Origin of the sequence: Kitasatospora sp. NPDC059812 (genome assembly GCF_042732075.1) — a bacterium.
Lineage (GTDB): Bacteria > Actinomycetota > Actinomycetes > Streptomycetales > Streptomycetaceae > Kitasatospora.
This window is the reverse complement of record NZ_JBHWIO010000121.1, coordinates 8,005-23,359: the sequence shown is the minus strand read 5'-3', so window position 1 is coordinate 23,359 and position 15,355 is coordinate 8,005. Positions and strand designations below refer to the sequence as shown.

The following is a 15,355-nucleotide window of genomic DNA, read 5'->3' as shown; positions in this document are numbered from 1 at the left end:
CAACCCCAGAAGAATCTGAGGCCGGGGATGTCAACATATCTGGCGTTGACTTTTGGCACGCTGTTGAGTTCTCAAGGAACGGACACTTCCTTCGGGCCGCCTTCCAGCGGGCCCTCCGGGCGCTTCGTTCTTTCGTGTTTCAAGCTTATCAGATGTTTTCCGCTCCGTTTTCCGGAGTTTCATTCATCGGAATTCGCTTTCCGCTTGCCCCCGCTCTCTCGCGGCGACTCCGGAACTGTACGGGGACAGGCCCGCCACATGCAAATCGCCCCCGCCCGGGGTCCCGGGCAGGGGCGATCCGTGCGACACGGACCAGGTCAGCGGACCTCGGTGATCTCCGGACCGCGGGCGAACGGGTCGAGGGCCGCGCCGCCGAAACGGCTGTCGCCCTCGCCGGCCGCAGCCGCAGCCACACCGCCGCCGTCGGCGACCATCTGGGCGTCCTCGGGGAGCTTCAGCACGATCGGGTCGCGGGGCGCCATCGGGCTCTCGCCTCGGACGACGACCGTCTGCTGGAAGACCTGCTCCAGGATCCCGGCCATTTCCGGCTGCACGGCGGCCTGGCCCGAGATCACACCGCGCAGGAACCAGCGCGGGCCGTCGCAACCGACGAAGCGCACCAGCTGTACGCCCTGGGTGCCGTCCGGCAGCTGCACCGGAACCTGCGCGCGGAGGTGCCAGCCGAGCGGGCCCTCCTCCTCCTCGATGAGGCCGCCCTGCGCGGTGATGCCGTTGGCGATCTCCTCGCGGACCTCCCCCCAGATGCCCTCCGACTTGGGAGCGGCGAAGGCCTGCAGCTGGATGGCGCTGTTGCCGAGGACCAGGGTCGCGGCGACGATCGCGTCACCGGCGACCTCCACCCGCAGCTCCATGCCCTCGACACCGGGGACCAGCAGACCCCCGAGGTCCACTCGCCCCTCCTCGGGGTTCTCCAGCTCGGAGTGGTCCCACGGACCGTCCGGCCGCGGGGCCGGCGGCAGGCCGACCTTGTCGGACGGGTCCAGCTCGGTCACGTTCTCGCTCTCGGCGGAACCTTCGACGTCATCGGCCGTCTCGTCGGCGCTGATGGCGTCGTCGGCGAGCTGCTCGACAGCGTCCTCGCTCTTCTGGCGACGACGGAACACGGTCACTGTCCTTCCCGGTCCAAGACCGATGCGAATACCTGCTCGGCTTCCTGCGAGGCCGCGGGAATGCTAGACCGCGGCGTGGCCGCCGGTCGACCCGAACCCGCCCTCGGCACGTGCCGACCCAGGCAGCTCGGCCACCTCGTGGAAACGGGCCTTCTCGACCTGCTGGATCACCAGCTGGGCGATCCGGTCCCCTCGGCGGAAGCTGACCCCCTCGCGCGGGTCCAGATTGACGACGATCACCTTGATCTCTCCACGGTACCCGGCATCGACCGTCCCCGGGGCGTTCACGAGGGCAACTCCGCAACGAGCTGCCAGCCCGGACCGGGGGTGGACGAAGGCCGCGTAGCCGTCCGGGAGGGCGATCGCGATGCCGGTGGGCAGGACGGCCCGCTCACCGGGGGCCAGCTCGGCGTCCACGGCGGTGCGCAGATCGGCTCCCGCGTCGCCGGGCTGCGCGTAGGCGGGCAGCGGCAACTCTGGGTCGATGCGCCTGATCAGGACGTCCAGCGGCGGGCGGGGGGTGTTGCTCAAGGGTTCACCTCAAAGGCTCGTGCGCGCTTCATCAGATCCGGGTCGTCGAGGACCTTCTCGATGTCCTCGGGACGACCGTGCGTGGTGAAGTGTTCCAGCTTCACCTGGATGAAGAGCGCCTGCGCCCGCACCGCGACCGGTCCGTCGGGGCCGCCGATGCGCGCCTCGGCGGCGCTGTAGATCTTGCGGCCGTGGACGCCGGTGACCCAGGCGCGCAGGTGCAGCACCGAGTCGACCGGGACGGGGCAGAGGAAGTCGGTCTCCAGCCGGCCGGTGACGGCGGGGGCGTGCAGCAGCCAGTTGAGCGTGCCGAGGGTCTCGTCCATGGCGGTGGTCAGCACTCCGCCATGGGCCAGGCCCGGGCCGCCCTGGTGGACGTCCCGGACGGCGAACTCGGCGGTGACGTCGAGTCCCTCGCCGGCGACCGCGTCGATCCGCAGCCCGCCGGGGTGTTGCGGTCCGCAGCCGAAGCAGTGCTCGTAGTGGGAGCCGAGCCGGGTGCCGGGGGCGGGCGCCTCGGGGGCGCGCGGCGGCAGTACGGCGTCCGGCGGCGGGGTGGTCGGGGACGGCGGCAGCGCGGGCGCCGGCCGGTCGGCGGGGGCGGTGGGGGTGGTCGAACCGGTCACGGGGCCCCAGCCTACCCAGGGGTAGGCGCGCGGCCGGTGGGGGTGGCGTCCCGGTGCCGGCGTCAGGGCGCCCACAATGGGGGCATGTACGACGAACGCCTCACGGTGCCGCGCTCCTGGTGGCTGCTCCCGGTCGCGACCGGGCTCACGCTCGCCCTGATCCTGCTGCGGGTCGGCGGTCTGGCCGCGCTGGTCGGGCTGGTGGTCGGCATCGCCGCCGGCGCGGTCGCGATCAGCAGCTACGGCTCGGTCCGGATCCGCGTGGTGCAGGGCTCGCTGGTGGCCGGGCCGGCCCGGATCCCGGTGGACGCCCTGGGCACCGCGCACCCGCTGAGCCCCGCCGAGGCGGTGGCCTGGCGCGGGCCGAAGGCCAACCCGCGCGCCTTCATGCTGCTGCGCAGCTACGTCCCGACGGCGCTGCGAATCGAGGTGACCGACCCGTCCGACCCGACGCCCTACCTCTACCTGTCGACCCGCTCGCCGATGAAGCTGGCGGAGGCGCTGGAGGAGGCACGTCGCGGCGCCCGCACCTAGGGGCCCGCGCCCAGGGGCTCTCCGGCCGATCCTGCCGGACAGCACCTGGCGGTGGGACCCGCGCACGCCCGGGGGCAGCCCCGGACGCGCACAGGCCCGAAAAACGGAGAGGGACGGTTCCGCTGATGCGGGACCGTCCCTACGACTTTGTGCCGGCCGACGTGCTCATGGCCGACTCCGTCCTCCCGGTGCCGTCCGTCAGGACGACTCCCGGACCTGCCGTCCGGCCCCGCTGCCCGGGGCCGGAAGGGGCGCTGTGCCGGCCCCGCGGAAGCCGCGGGTGCCGGGCCCTGTCCGCCGCGGTGCTCAGGCGCCGCAGTCCCGGCAGATCGGGTTGCCGTTCTTCTCGCTGTACAGCTGACTGCGGTGGTGCACCAGGAAGCAGCTCATGCAGGTGAACTCGTCGGCCTGCTTCGGCAGCACCCGGACCGCGAGCTCCTCGTTCGAGAGGTCTGCGCCCGGGAGCTCCATGCCCTCGGCCGCGTCGAACTCGTCGACGTCGACAGAGCCGCCGCCCTTGTCGTTCCGCCGAGCCTTGAGTTCCTCGATGCTGTCTTCGTTGAGCTCGTCGTCGGTCTTGCGTGGGGTGTCGTAGTCCGTTGCCATTGTTCGCTCTCCCCCTCCGGGTTTGTGCGGTGTGTGCGGTATCTCCAGCGCACGTAACGCATGGGGGGTCGGTCTTGTGCCCGACCCGAGGCGGAGATTTTGCCTTACTTCAAGCCCTGTTACTCAATCGACACTCAGCCAGGGGTCCATTGGGGTGATCCACCAGGCTGCGGGAGGCCTCACGCTGGGCCATCGCCAGCCTCCTCCAGCATCCGCTCGGCGGCCACTCACAGTGAGCACGGGCCGCGCTGACGCTCGTCCATTCCCTTGCCCACCTGGGGTGCCGACCAATCATCCGGCCGGGTACTGACCCGAAATCCGGTCACGGACTGCGATCGGCACCCCAGCTCGGATGATCACTCTCCGAGGTCGGGTGAAGTCACGGAGCGACACGATGTGAGCTTGGTCACGTTCAGAATCTTCCAGGGCAAACCACGGAAAATCCACCCACTTCGACTGCTCCGCCGAACACCCTAGTCGGCGCTCCTGCGCGCGGCCCGGCGGGCCAGGATCGCGGCCTGGCGCTCCTCGAACTTACGCGCCTGGCCGTCCAGCCCGTCCAGGAAGACGCCGAGCTCGTTCTGCGCCAGCTGGCCCTCCGGGCCGAGGCCGCCGATCTCCATCACGCGCAGGTGGCGCAGCACCGGCTGCAGCACGTCGTCGTGGTGGATGCGCAGGTTGTAGACCCCGCCGAGGGCGATCTGCGCGGCGGCCCGCTCGAAGCCGGGGATGCCGTGGCCGGGCATCCGGAAGTCGGTGACCACGTCGGCCACGGCCCGCATGGCCTGGTCGGGGGCGATCTCCAGGGCGGCCTTCAGCAGGTTCCGGTAGAAGACCATGTGGAGGTTCTCGTCGTTGGCGATCTTCGCCAGCAGCTGGTCGCAGAGCGGGTCGCCGGCGTACTTGCCGGTGTTGCGGTGCGAGATGCGGGTGGCGAGCTCCTGGAAGGCCACGTACGCGACGGACTGCAGCATGCTGTGCGCGTTGTCGGACTCGAAGCCCTCGGACATGTGGCTCATCCGGGCCCGCTCCAGCTCCACCGGGTCGACGGCCCGGGTGGCGAGCAGGAAGTCGCGAATGGCTATCCCGTGCCGGCCCTCCTCGGCGGTCCAGCGGTGCACCCAGGTGCCCCAGGCGCCCTCGCGGCCGAACATGCTGGCGATCTCGTGGTGGTAGCTGGGGAGGTTGTCCTCGGTCAGCAGGTTCACCACCAGCGACACCCGGCCGAGCGGCGTCACCTGGGACTGCTCGACGGCCCAGGCGTCGCCGCCCAGCACGCCGTCGAAGTCGCGGCCCTGGCTCCACGGCACGAACTCGTGCGGCATCCACTCCTTGGCCACGGCGAGGTGGCGGTTGAGCTCCTTCTCCACGACCTCTTCGAGGGCCAGGATCAGCCGGGCGTCGGTCCAGCCGGTCGATCCGAGGGAGGCGCTGCTCTGCACAGGGGCGATGGTCACGGTCTTGCTCCTGGGGGACGGCACGCGCGGGACGGGCGCGTTGGGCGGGCACGTCTGCGGACGCACTTACGGTTCCGTAGGTTACGACACCGTAAGTTGCTCGGGCAGGAAATGACAAGCCGCCCCCGCCAGGCCTTATGTCGTCTTGACGGGCCTGACGGGGGCGGCGGTGAACGGTCGCTTACGGAGCGCGGCGGCGGGGAGGGCGCGGCGGGGCCGGGAGGGGCCCGGCGGGCGGGGTCAGGGGTTGGGGATCCGGACCCGCATGGTGAGGCCGCCACCGGCGCGCGCAGTGGCCTCGATGGTGCCACCGTGGGCGCGCACCACCGAGCGGACGATGGACAGGCCGAGCCCGACCCCCTTGTCGCTGCGGGTGCGGTCGGCGCCCTTGACCCGGCGGAACGGCTCGAAGATGTGCTCCAGCTCGTAGCCGGGCACCACCGGGCCGGTGTTGGACACCACCAGCTCGCCGCCGCCGGGCACCTCGGCGGTGGCCAGCTCGACCCAACCGCCGGGGGTGTTGTACCGGACGGCGTTCTGCAGCAGGTTGAGCGCCAGCCGCTCCAGCAGCACGCCGTTGCCCGCGACCACGGCCGGAGCGAGCTTGGAGCGCAGCTCGACCTCTCGCCGGTCCGCCTCGGCCCTGGTCTGCTCCAGGGCTCGGGTGGCCACCTCGGAGAGCTCCACCGGGCGGCGGTCGGTCAGCTCGTTCTCGCTGCGGGCGAGCAGCAGCAGGCCCTCCACCAACTGTTCGCTGCGCTCGTTGGTGGCCAGCAGGGTCTTGCCGAGCTGCTGGAGGTCGGGCGAGGCGGCCGGGTCGGAGAGCTGGACCTCCAGCAGGGTGCGGTTGATCGCCAGCGGGGTGCGCAGTTCGTGCGAGGCGTTGGCGACGAAGCGGCGCTGGGAGTCGAAGGACCGGTCGAGCCGGTCCAGCATGTCGTCGAAGGTGTCGGCGAGTTCCTTGAGCTCGTCGTCCGGCCCGTCCAGCTCGATCCGCCGGTGCAGGTCGGAGGAGGCGACGTCGCGGGCGGTGCGGGTGATCCGGCCGAGCGGGCGCAGCACCCGGCCGGCCAGCGCGTAGCCGGCCGCGAAGGCGATCACGGCGAGGCAGACCAGCATCGTGAGCGACTTGCGCAGCAGGGTGTTGAGCGCCGAGTTGGAGCGCAGCAGGTAGTCGCCGGCCTGCTCCTGGTTGAACTGCGCGCTGTTCATCGGGACGCCGTTGACCCGCAGGCTGCCGTCGAACTGGAACGTGCGCGGCGCCAGGTTGTTCACGGCGTCCTGGAAGAACACGTACATCAGCAGCAGCAGGACCACGCCGGCCATCAGGAACATGCCGCCGTAGAGCAGGGTGAGCCGCATCCGGATGGTCGGCCGGAAGGGCAGCCAGGCGAGCATGCCGTCGCCGGGGGTGTAGCGACCGGGCTGGGGCGCGCGCGGGGGGTGCTGGGGCTTGGGCGGTACGGCGCGCGGGCCGCCGGCGGGCGCGCCGGAGGGCCCGCCGGCCGGGGGCGGGGTGGTCATGATGGTCCTCTCGGGGCGTCCGCCGGGGCGGGCGCGGGGTGGGTGGAGTCCGACCGGGCCCGGCGAACGGATCCGGTCCGGTCCGCTCGGATCCGGTCAGGTGGTCCGGCGGGTCCGGTCAGATCCGGTAGCCGGAGCCCGGGACGGTGACGATCACCGGCGGGTCGCCGAGCTTGCGGCGCAGCGTCATCACGGTGACGCGCACGACGTTGGTGAACGGGTCGGTGTGCTCGTCCCAGGCCTTCTCCAGCAGCTGCTCGGCGGAGACGACGGCGCCGCCGGCCCGCATCAGCACCTCCAGGACGGCGAACTCCTTGGGGGCGAGCTGGACGGTGCGGCCCTCGCGGATCACCTCGCGGCGGCCCGGGTCGAGCGAGATGCCGGCCCGCTCCAGCACCGGGGGCAGCGGGACGGTCGCACGGCGGCCCAGCGCCCTTACCCGGGCGACGAGTTCGCTGAAGGCGAACGGCTTCGGAAGGTAGTCGTCCGCGCCGATCTCCAGGCCCTCGACCCGGTCGCTGATGTCGCCGGAGGCGGTCAGCATGATCACCCTGGTGGCCAGGCCCTGTTCGACCACCTTGCGGCAGACGTCGTCGCCGTGGACCAGCGGGAGGTCGCGGTCCAGGACCACGACGTCGTAGTCGTTGACCGCGATGCGCTGGAGCGCGGCCTCCCCGTCGTACACCACGTCGACGGCCATCGCCTCGCGGCGCAGGCCGGTGGCGACAGCCTCGGCGAGCAACTGCTCGTCCTCGACGACGAGAACCCGCACGATCGTTGTCCCTTCTCCAGGCCGGCCCCGGAAGCGGACGCGCGGCTCCGACGGTGCCTCCATCCTGCCTGGTCCGCCGGTAAAGCAGCGATAAGCTGCCGCCCAGGCACGGAGCGTTGGCAGCGGGTGATGACCGTTCGTGTCGGGACCAGTCCGGTTGGACTGTGACACAGGCAACTTTCTCGGGCCGGAAGGTTTCCCCATCCCCCCGGCGGGGAGGACAGCTTCACACCCGCGATCTGGCTGTTGGCCGATCGCACCCACCCGCCGTGCGTTCATCCGCGCCGGCCCTGGGGCTGGGACGTCACCGGGAGCGGCCGAAGGTCGTCTCCGCGCTCGACCGGAGATCCACGACCTGCCGGACGGGGCGCTGCCGCTGGCCACACCTCCTCGGGGCGGAGAACGTACGACCGTGCACGTCCGACACAGTAAGGGGGCCCGTATGGACGCCTTCAAGGCCGGAATCCTGCAGCGCATAGCCAACGCCGAGCAGGATCTGCACCGCGCGATCGAGGCCGGGGACGAGTTCCTCGCCGAGGTGGAGCAGTCCGAGCTGGACGACCTCCGCCGGCTCGCCGCCGAGCACGGCGTGGACACCGTGCTGGAGCGCCACCGCACCGCCGCCTGATCCACCCGACCTTCCGACCCGACGCCGGACCTCCGGCACCAGCGGCCCTGCGGGGGTCGTGCGAAAACCCCAGGCCCTGGCATCCCCCGTATGCCAGGGCTCTTCGCTGTCCAGGACTGAGGACGCGTCCTCAGTCCGCCCAGGCGCGCAGCGCGGCCAGCCGCTCCTGCAGCGGCTGGTACACGCCCGGGGCGGCGGCCACGGTCAGCTCGCCGTCCGGGCCGTGCCCGGGGCGGCCGCCGACCAGGGCCCCGGCCTCGGCGGCGATCAGGCAGCCGGCCGCGCGGTCCCAGGGGGCGAGGCCGCGCTCGTAGTAGCCGTCCAGCCGCCCGGCGGCGACGTCGCACAGGTCCACCGCGGCTGCCCCGCCCCGGCGGATGTCCCGCACCTCGGGCATCAGGGACAGCAGCACCTCGGCCTGGCGGGTCCGCACCGACTGGACGTAGTTGAAGCCGGTGCCGATCAGCGCCTGGCCCCACGGCGGGGCCGGGCGGGTGGAGAGCGGCCGCCCGTCGAGCCGGGCGCCGCGCCCGAGGACGGCGTGGAACAGCTCGCCGCGGGCCGGCGCGTACACCACGCCGACGACCGCCCGGCCGTCCAGCTCGGCGGCCACGCTGACCGCCCAGGAGGGCAGCCCGTACAGGTAGTTGACCGTGCCGTCGAGCGGGTCGACGACCCAGCGCACCCCGCTGGTGCCGGGCCGTTCGGCGCCCTCCTCGCCGAGGTAGCCGTCCTCGGGGCGGCGCTCGGTGATCAGTTCCAGGACGAGCTTCTCGGAGGCGAGGTCCATCTCGGTCACCACGTCGACCGGACTGCTCTTGGTGCCGGCCACACCGAGGTCGGCGGGCCGGCCGTCGCGCAGCAGGGCGCCGGCCCGCCGGGCCGCGTCCAGGGCGACCTCCAGCAGGTCGTCGAGGAGCCGGTCGTCGGGCAGGGCGGGGGTGGGCACGGGTCTCTCCTCCGGGGGGAACGGGACGGGCGGTCAGTGCTCGGCGGCGGCCGGGCGGGGGGCTCGCGGGTTGGGGCAGCAGGCCACCGCGCACACGTCGTGGCTGGGGCCGAGCGCGCCGAGGGCGCAGCGGGTCACCGGCTCGCCGCGCTCGGCAGCGGCCCGCTCCAGGACCAGTTCCCGCACCGCGGCGGTGAACCGCGGGTCGGCGCCGACGGTGGCGGCGCGGGCCACCGGCAGGCCGAGTTCGGCGGCCTTGGCGACGGCCTCGGTGTCGAGGTCGTACTTGACCTCCATGTGGTCGGAGACGAAGCCGATCGGGACCATCACCACGGCGGGCGCGCCGTCGGCGTGCTGGGCCTCCAGGTGGTCGCAGATGTCCGGTTCCAGCCACGGCGTGTGCGGGGCGCCGCTGCGGCTCTGGAACACCAGCTCCCAGGGCCGGTCCGCGACACCGGTGCGTTCGGCGACGGCCTCGGCGATCAGCCGGGCGACGTCCAGGTGCTGGGCGACGTACGCGCCGCCGGGGCGGCCGCGGGCCGGGTCGTCCGGGGCGCCGGAGGTCTCGGCCATGGCGTCCGGGATGGAGTGGGTGGTGAACGCCAACCGGGCGCTGGCCCGGACGTCCTCGGGCAGCCGCGCCAGGGCGGCCAGGGTGGCGTCGACCATCGGCTCGACGAACCCGGGGTGGTTGTAGAAGTGCCGCAGCTTGTCGACCCGCAGCTCGGGCAGGCCCTCCGCGGCGAGGGCGGCCAGCGCGTCGGCCAGGTTCTCCCGGTACTGGCGGCAGCCCGAGAAGCCGGCGTAGGCGCTGGTGGCGAGGACGGCGACACGGCGGTGGCCGTCGGCGGCCAGTTCGCGCAGGGTGTCCACCAGGTAGGGCGCCCAGTTCCGGTTGCCCCAGTAGACCGGCAGGTCCAGGCCGTGCTCGGCGAAGTCCTTGCGCAGCGCGGCGAGCAGTTCGCGGTTCTGCTCGTTGATCGGGCTGACCCCGCCGAACAGGAAGTAGTGCTTGCCGACCTCCTTCAGCCGCTCCTTGGGGATGCCGCGGCCCCGGGTCACGTTCTCCAGGAACGGGACGACGTCCTCGGGGGCCTCGGGCCCGCCGAAGGAGAGCAGCAGCAGGGCGTCGTACGGCTGCGGCGCTGCCGGGGCGGCGCCGGACGGTGAGGGTTTGCGCGCGTCGGACATGGCACCGATCCTGCCATTGAGGGGCCGGAGACCCCCGTCGGGGCTGCGAGGATGTCCGGAAAATACTGTTTGCCAAGGTACGTAAGCTGTGTTCGCCAGCCTCGTTCCTTACCCCCGCGGAGCTCCCGTGCTGTCCAGCTACCGCCAGATATTCGCCTCCCCCGGCAGTCTGGCCTTCTCCTCCACCGGCTTCGTCTCCCGACTGCCGATCTCCATGACCGGCATCGGCATCGTGACCATGCTCTCCCAGCTGAGAGGCTCCTACGGGGTGGCGGGCCTGGTGTCGGCGACCCTGGCGATCTCCGCCGCGCTGCTCGGCCCGCAGGTCTCCCGGCTGGTGGACCGGCACGGGCAGCGCCGAATAATCGTCCCGGCCATGGCGCTCACCATCGTCGCCGTGGTCGGCCTGCTGCTGTGCGCCCGGTTCAAGGCGCCGGACTGGACGCTCTTCGTCTTCGCGGCCGGCATGGGCGTCATGCCGAGCACCGGCGCGATGGTCCGCGCCCGCTGGGCCCACCTGTACCGCGACGACGCCCCCAAGCTGCACACCGCGTACTCCTTCGAGGCCGTCGTCGACGAGGTCTGCTTCATCGTCGGCCCGATCCTCTCCATCGGCCTGGCCACCTCCGTCTTCCCCGAGGCCGGCGTCCTGCTCGCCGGGGTCTTCCTCGCCGTCGGCGTCCTGCTGTTCGCCGGGCAGCGCGCCACCGAACCGCCGGTCCACCCGGGCGCCCGGCACGCCGGCGGCTCGGTGATCCTCAACCGCGGCCTCCAGGTGCTGATCCTCACCTTCGTCGCCACCGGCGCGATCTTCGGCTCGGTCGAGGTCGTCACCGTCGCCTACTCCGAAACCCAGGGGCACAAGTCCATCGCCAGCGTGATCCTCGCGCTGTGGGCGCTCGGCTCCTGCCTGGCCGGCGTGGTGTTCGGCACCCTCAAGCTCACCGGCTCGATGGCCGGCCGCTTCTTCGCCGGCGTCCTGTTCATGGCGCTCAGCATGGCGCCGCTGCTGCTGGTCGCCGAGTCGGTGCGCGGAGTCGGCGGGCTGATCGCGGTCGGCGGCGCGCTGCTGATCGCGGGCATCGCCATCTCCCCCACCCTGATCACCGCGATGGCCCTGGTCGAACGGCTCGTCCCGGCCGCCCAGCTGACCGAGGGCATGACCTGGACGACCACCGGGCTCGCCCTCGGCGTCGCCGTCGGCTCCTCCGCCGGCGGCTGGGTGGTGGACGCCGCCGGCTCCGCCGCGGGCTACTGGGTGCCCCTGACCGCCGGGGTCTTCGGCGTGGTCACCGCGCTCGCCGGACTGGGCCGGCTGCGCGCCGGACTCGCCGTCGACGAGCCCGCCGAAGCGGCCGAACAGACCGTAGACCTCGAACGGTGAACTGACTAATCTCTCCCTACCCGCGGGCCTACCCGCGGGTAGGGCGGCCCCCACCGCCCCGGACCGCGCCGACCCCGGTCGGCCACGGAGCAGGAGGCGGCGCCATGCCCCAGGCCAGTACCGCGACCCCCACCCGGTGGACCAACTGGGCCGGGAACCAGAGCGCCCGGCCCGCCCGGGCCGCCACCCCCGGCACCGCGGAGGAACTGGCCAAGGAGATCCTGCGCGCCGCCGAACAGGGCCGCACCGTCAAAGCCGTCGGCTCCGGCCACTCCTTCACCTCGATCGCCTCCGCCGGCGACGGCGTCCTGCTCCGCCCGCACGCGCTCACCGCCGTCCGCGAGATCGACCGCGAGGCCAGCACCATCACCGTCGAGTCCGGCCTCCCGCTCGCCCGGCTCAACCGGATCCTCGCCGCCGAGGGCCTCTCCCTCACCAACATGGGCGACATCGAGGTGCAGACCGTGGCCGGCGCCACCAGCACCGGCACCCACGGCACCGGCCGCGACTCCGGCTCGCTCGCCGCCCAGATCCGCGCCCTGGAGATCGTCCTCGCCGACGGCAGCGTCCGGCGCTGCTCCCCCACCGAGCACCCCCGGCTCTTCCAGGGCGCCCGGCTCGGCCTCGGCGCCCTCGGCGTGATCACCGCCCTGACCTTCGCCGTCGAGCCGGCCTTCCTGCTCACCGCGCACGAGCAGCCGATGGCCTTCGACGAGGTGCTGGAACGGCTGGACGACCTCACCGCGGTCAACGAGCACTTCGAGTTCTACTGGTTCCCGCACACCGACCGCTGCGCCACCAAGCGCAACAACCGCAGCCAGGGCCCGGCCGCCCCGCTGCCCCGGTTCAAGGAGTGGCTGGAGGACGACTTCCTCTCCAACACCGTCTGGGAAGGCGCCTGCCGGGTCGGCCGGCGCTTCCCCGCCAGCATCCCCGCCATCGCCTCACTGGCCAGCCGCGCCTGGTCCGACCGCAGCTACACCGACACCGCGCACCGGGTGTTCACCAGCCCGCGCAAGGTGCGCTTCGTGGAGATGGAGTACGCGGTGCCGCGCGCGGCCGTCGCCGGGGTGCTGCGCGAACTGAAGGCCCTGGTCGAGCGCTCCGACTGGAAGGTCGGCTTCCCGGTGGAGGTGCGCTTCGCCCCCGCCGACGACCTCTGGCTCTCCACCGCCTCCGGGCGGGACAGCGCCTACATCGCCGTCCACCTCTACCGGGGCACCGCCGACCAGGGCTACTTCACCGGCGTCGAACAGCTGATGTGCGCCCACCAGGGCCGCCCGCACTGGGGCAAGCTGCACACCCGGGACGCCGAGTACCTGTCCGGCGCCTACCCGCACTTCGGCGACTTCACCGCCCTGCGCGACGAGGTCGACCCGCAACGCGTGTTCGGCAACGACTACCTGCGCCGGGTCCTCGGCGCCTGATCACGGGGTGGCGCCCTGGGTCGGCGCCGCGGGCTGCGGCGGGGCCACGGAGGCGGGGGCGTTGCTCGGCACCGGCGGCTGCGGGCTCGCCCCGCCGGAGGTGCCGGAGGGCTTCCCGCCGTCCGCGGTCGGCGACGAACCGGCCGACGGCGTCGCGCTCGGGCCCGCCGAGGGCGAGGCCGTACCGCCGCCGTGCTCACCGGCCCCACCGCTCGGGCTCGTGCTCGGGCCCGTACTCGGCTCCCGGCTCGGCCTCGTCGTCGCCGGGGCCGAGGCACCGCCGGACGGCGAGGGGTCCGAGCCGTGCCCGCCGCCGGTGGAGGGCCGCTCCGTCGGCGGCGCCTCCCGCGGGGAGGGGGACTTCGGGCTCACCACGCCGCCGAAGGAGGTGCCGTTGCCCGACTCGCCCTTCACCGTCGCCGACACCGGCTGCCCGGTGGCCAGTTCGAACGCCAGGATCGGCGTCATCGCCACCACGAACACCAGCCCCGACACGGCCGCGTAGGTCTTCCAGGTCCACCGCCGACGCGCCCGGACCACCTGCGGCTCGTTCCACTCCGAGGAGATCGCCGACGGCGCCGGCTCCACCGGGCGCTCCGACACCTGGCGCAGCCCGTTCACGGCGTGGCCGGGCCCCCGGTCCACCACCGCCTCACGCAGCTGCTCGCCGGTACGCCGGAAGATGTGCTGGAACACCGCACCGCCGGTGGTGGCCCCGACACTGACCACCGCCGCACCCAGGATCGTTCCGTACACGCCGAGTTCGGAGGCGAACAGCGCCCCCACCACCGTGGCCAGCGCACTCGCCGCGACCTGAGCCACACTCAGATCGATCCGCTTGCGCTCCTTCTTGCCGCCCTCCTCGGCGGGGCTCCGCTCCGGCATCAACATCCCTCGGTCCGTACGACTGTTCCTCGAACAAGTCACTCCATCTTGCCCAAAGAAGGACACAAGGGACGAAAATGCGGTTCTCCGGCCCCGATATATGTGAAGATGATCACCGTTCACCCGTCGGTGGTCCGCCGTTGGGGGCATGCGCTCTTGAGATTCCCGTGAATCGCGGGAGACTTGAGCGGCGAGCCGCCCCTTCGGATGCCACGAATGGAGTACTGTTCGTAAAGCCTGAGCCTTGGGTCGACTTGTCGACTGCGCCCACACCGGCAGCTTGACGAAGAGCCACGGAACAGGCACGCACGGCGACGCCCGTCCCGGACCGTCGCGAACACTCCGCGTGCGAGGACGGCCGGGGCACCCAGGCGCGACGTCGACGGATGGCGTGGCAAAAAGGCAACCGTGCCACAGCGGCGTGACCGGGCGTATGCCCGACACACCGGGGAACTCAGCAAGGTTGTGGCCAGTCGCGAGTGGGCAGGCCACACTCAGTACGGGAGCAGCGACGCAGGTGACGTCGGCAGGCACCACCCGGGAGGTAACCGTGCCCGAACTGCGGGTTGTGGCCGTCAGCAACGACGGCACACGGCTGGTGCTCAAGGCTGCCGACAGCACGGAGTACACCCTTCCCATCGACGAGCGGCTGCGCGCCGCCATCCGCGGGGATCGTCCGCGCCTCGGCCAGATCGAGATCGAGGTCGAGAGCCATCTGCGGCCCCGGGACATCCAGGCCCGGATACGAGCCGGTGCCTCCGCCGAGGAGGTCGCCCAGGCCGCCGGCATCTCCGTCGACCGGGTCCGCCGCTTCGAGGGTCCGGTCCTCGCCGAGCGCGCCTTCATGGCCGAACGCGCCCGCAAGACCGCCATCCGCCGCAACGGCGAATCCACCGGGCCCCAGCTCGGCGAGGCCGTCGCCGAGCGGCTCGCGCTGCGCGGCGCCGAGAAGGACACCGAACGCTGGGACTCCTGGCGGCGCGACGACGGCACCTGGGAGGTCATCCTCGCCTACCGTGCCGACGACGAGGGCCGCAGCGCCTCCTGGACGTACGACCCGCCCCGGCGCCTGGTCCAGCCCAACGACGACGAGGCCCGCGCGCTGATCGGCGAGAACGTCGAGCGCGAGGAGGAGTCGGTCTTCCCGTTCATCCCGCGGATCGCCCGGCTCCCCCAGGACCGGCCGCCCCGCCCGATGATCGACCGGCCCTCCGCCGACCGCATCATGTCCGCCCGCGAAGTCCGCGAGTCCCGCGAGGCCACCGCCGAGTCCAGGGACTCCCTGACCAGTCTGCTCGACGTGGTCCCCGCCTTCCGCGGCGACCTCGCCGTCGGCCCCGCCCCGATCGAACCGGTGCCCGCAGAGGTCGCCGAGGAGAGCGAGGAGGCGGCCGCAGCCGCCGCACCGGCGGTCGGCGCGGGCTCGGCCTACGCCGACATCCTGATGCCGCGGGCCGTCGCCCCGCACCGCGAGCGCCTGGTCGGCACCACCGACCGCCAGGCCGAGGCGGACGGCGTCCGGCCCGGCCGCCGGGCCACCGTGCCCAGCTGGGACGAGATCGTCTTCGGCAGCCGGCGCAAGAAGCAGGAGTAGCAGCCCTGACGTCAGGGGCGGGAGGCCGGGCCAGCCGCCCCCGACGCCCCCCCGGACTCAACCCCGGAGGTCGGTCACCCCCACCCGGCGGGCCGCGGCGCGCGACCCCAAGCACCC

Annotated in this window: 14 protein-coding genes and 1 pseudogene; 5 read left to right on the top strand and 10 right to left on the bottom strand. The window is 72.6% G+C overall.

Going from position 1 to position 15,355, the window contains the following annotated elements; genetic code table 11:
• Positions 1–317 precede the first annotated feature (317 nt).
• The 3 genes and pseudogenes from ACFV6D_RS36005 to ACFV6D_RS35995 form a co-directional block, all read right to left on the bottom strand.
• Positions 318–1,124: a DUF3710 domain-containing protein gene (locus ACFV6D_RS36005; protein ID WP_380562966.1), complete on the bottom strand. Its 807-nt coding sequence runs from the start codon at positions 1,122–1,124 to the stop codon at positions 318–320.
• Positions 1,125–1,126: 2 nt separating this feature from the next.
• Positions 1,127–1,661: pseudogene (dut, locus tag ACFV6D_RS36000) on the bottom strand (dUTP diphosphatase).
• Positions 1,658–2,236: a PaaI family thioesterase gene (locus ACFV6D_RS35995; protein ID WP_063351415.1), complete on the bottom strand. Its 579-nt coding sequence runs from the start codon at positions 2,234–2,236 to the stop codon at positions 1,658–1,660. Before ACFV6D_RS35995 ends, dut begins: the two are co-directional and overlap by 4 nt.
• Before the next feature lie 135 nt (positions 2,237–2,371).
• On the opposite strand from ACFV6D_RS35995, the gene ACFV6D_RS35990 reads away from it, so the two are divergent.
• Positions 2,372–2,821, top strand: coding sequence for a DUF3093 domain-containing protein (locus tag ACFV6D_RS35990; protein ID WP_063349387.1), 450 nt, complete (start codon positions 2,372–2,374; stop codon positions 2,819–2,821).
• Between the two features lie 306 nt (positions 2,822–3,127).
• On the opposite strand, the gene ACFV6D_RS35985 is transcribed toward ACFV6D_RS35990, so the two are convergent.
• The 4 genes from ACFV6D_RS35985 to ACFV6D_RS35970 all read right to left on the bottom strand — a co-directional run bounded on the left by ACFV6D_RS35985 (position 3,128) and on the right by ACFV6D_RS35970 (position 7,180).
• Entirely contained in the window at positions 3,128–3,427 is a 300-nt protein-coding gene (locus ACFV6D_RS35985) for a DUF4193 domain-containing protein (protein WP_030057692.1), read from the bottom strand.
• Positions 3,428–3,900: 473 nt separating this feature from the next.
• A complete protein-coding gene (locus ACFV6D_RS35980) occupies positions 3,901–4,884 on the bottom strand; it encodes an acyl-ACP desaturase (RefSeq protein WP_063349386.1) in 984 nt (327 codons plus the stop codon).
• A gap of 240 nt (positions 4,885–5,124) precedes the next feature.
• Entirely contained in the window at positions 5,125–6,408 is a 1,284-nt protein-coding gene (locus tag ACFV6D_RS35975; protein ID WP_063349385.1) for a cell wall metabolism sensor histidine kinase WalK, read from the bottom strand.
• A 118-nt stretch (positions 6,409–6,526) separates the two neighbouring features.
• On the bottom strand, positions 6,527–7,180 hold the full coding sequence (locus tag ACFV6D_RS35970; RefSeq protein ID WP_063349384.1) for a response regulator transcription factor: 654 nt from the start codon (positions 7,178–7,180) through the stop codon (positions 6,527–6,529).
• A gap of 442 nt (positions 7,181–7,622) precedes the next feature.
• On the opposite strand from ACFV6D_RS35970, the gene ACFV6D_RS35965 reads away from it, so the two are divergent.
• The gene (locus ACFV6D_RS35965) at positions 7,623–7,808 is read left to right on the top strand and encodes a hypothetical protein (RefSeq protein ID WP_030057688.1); all 186 of its coding nucleotides are present in this window, start codon (positions 7,623–7,625) and stop codon (positions 7,806–7,808) included.
• Positions 7,809–7,938: 130 nt separating this feature from the next.
• On the opposite strand, the gene ACFV6D_RS35960 is transcribed toward ACFV6D_RS35965, so the two are convergent.
• Positions 7,939–8,757, bottom strand: a complete 819-nt coding sequence (locus tag ACFV6D_RS35960) for an inositol monophosphatase family protein (protein ID WP_380562964.1) — start codon at positions 8,755–8,757, stop codon at positions 7,939–7,941.
• 33 nt (positions 8,758–8,790) lie between these two features.
• Positions 8,791–9,948 carry a ferrochelatase gene (locus tag ACFV6D_RS35955; RefSeq protein ID WP_380562962.1) on the bottom strand — a complete coding sequence of 386 codons (1,158 nt, stop codon included), beginning with the start codon at positions 9,946–9,948 and terminating at the stop codon, positions 8,791–8,793.
• Positions 9,949–10,075: 127 nt separating this feature from the next.
• Between ACFV6D_RS35955 and ACFV6D_RS35950 the strand changes: the two genes are divergently transcribed.
• Entirely contained in the window at positions 10,076–11,332 is a 1,257-nt protein-coding gene (locus ACFV6D_RS35950; protein WP_063349381.1) for an MFS transporter, read from the top strand.
• 104 nt (positions 11,333–11,436) lie between these two features.
• Positions 11,437–12,759, top strand: a complete 1,323-nt coding sequence (locus ACFV6D_RS35945; RefSeq protein WP_380562960.1) for a D-arabinono-1,4-lactone oxidase — start codon at positions 11,437–11,439, stop codon at positions 12,757–12,759.
• Here the strand turns inward: ACFV6D_RS35945 and ACFV6D_RS35940 are convergent, their stop codons facing one another.
• Positions 12,760–13,644, bottom strand: coding sequence for a hypothetical protein (locus ACFV6D_RS35940; RefSeq protein WP_380562958.1), 885 nt, complete (start codon positions 13,642–13,644; stop codon positions 12,760–12,762).
• Between the two features lie 517 nt (positions 13,645–14,161).
• Here ACFV6D_RS35940 and sepH point away from each other — a divergent pair.
• The gene (sepH, locus tag ACFV6D_RS35935; protein WP_079135886.1) at positions 14,162–15,238 is read left to right on the top strand and encodes a septation protein SepH; all 1,077 of its coding nucleotides are present in this window, start codon (positions 14,162–14,164) and stop codon (positions 15,236–15,238) included.
• The last annotated feature ends 117 nt before the right edge of the window (positions 15,239–15,355 follow it).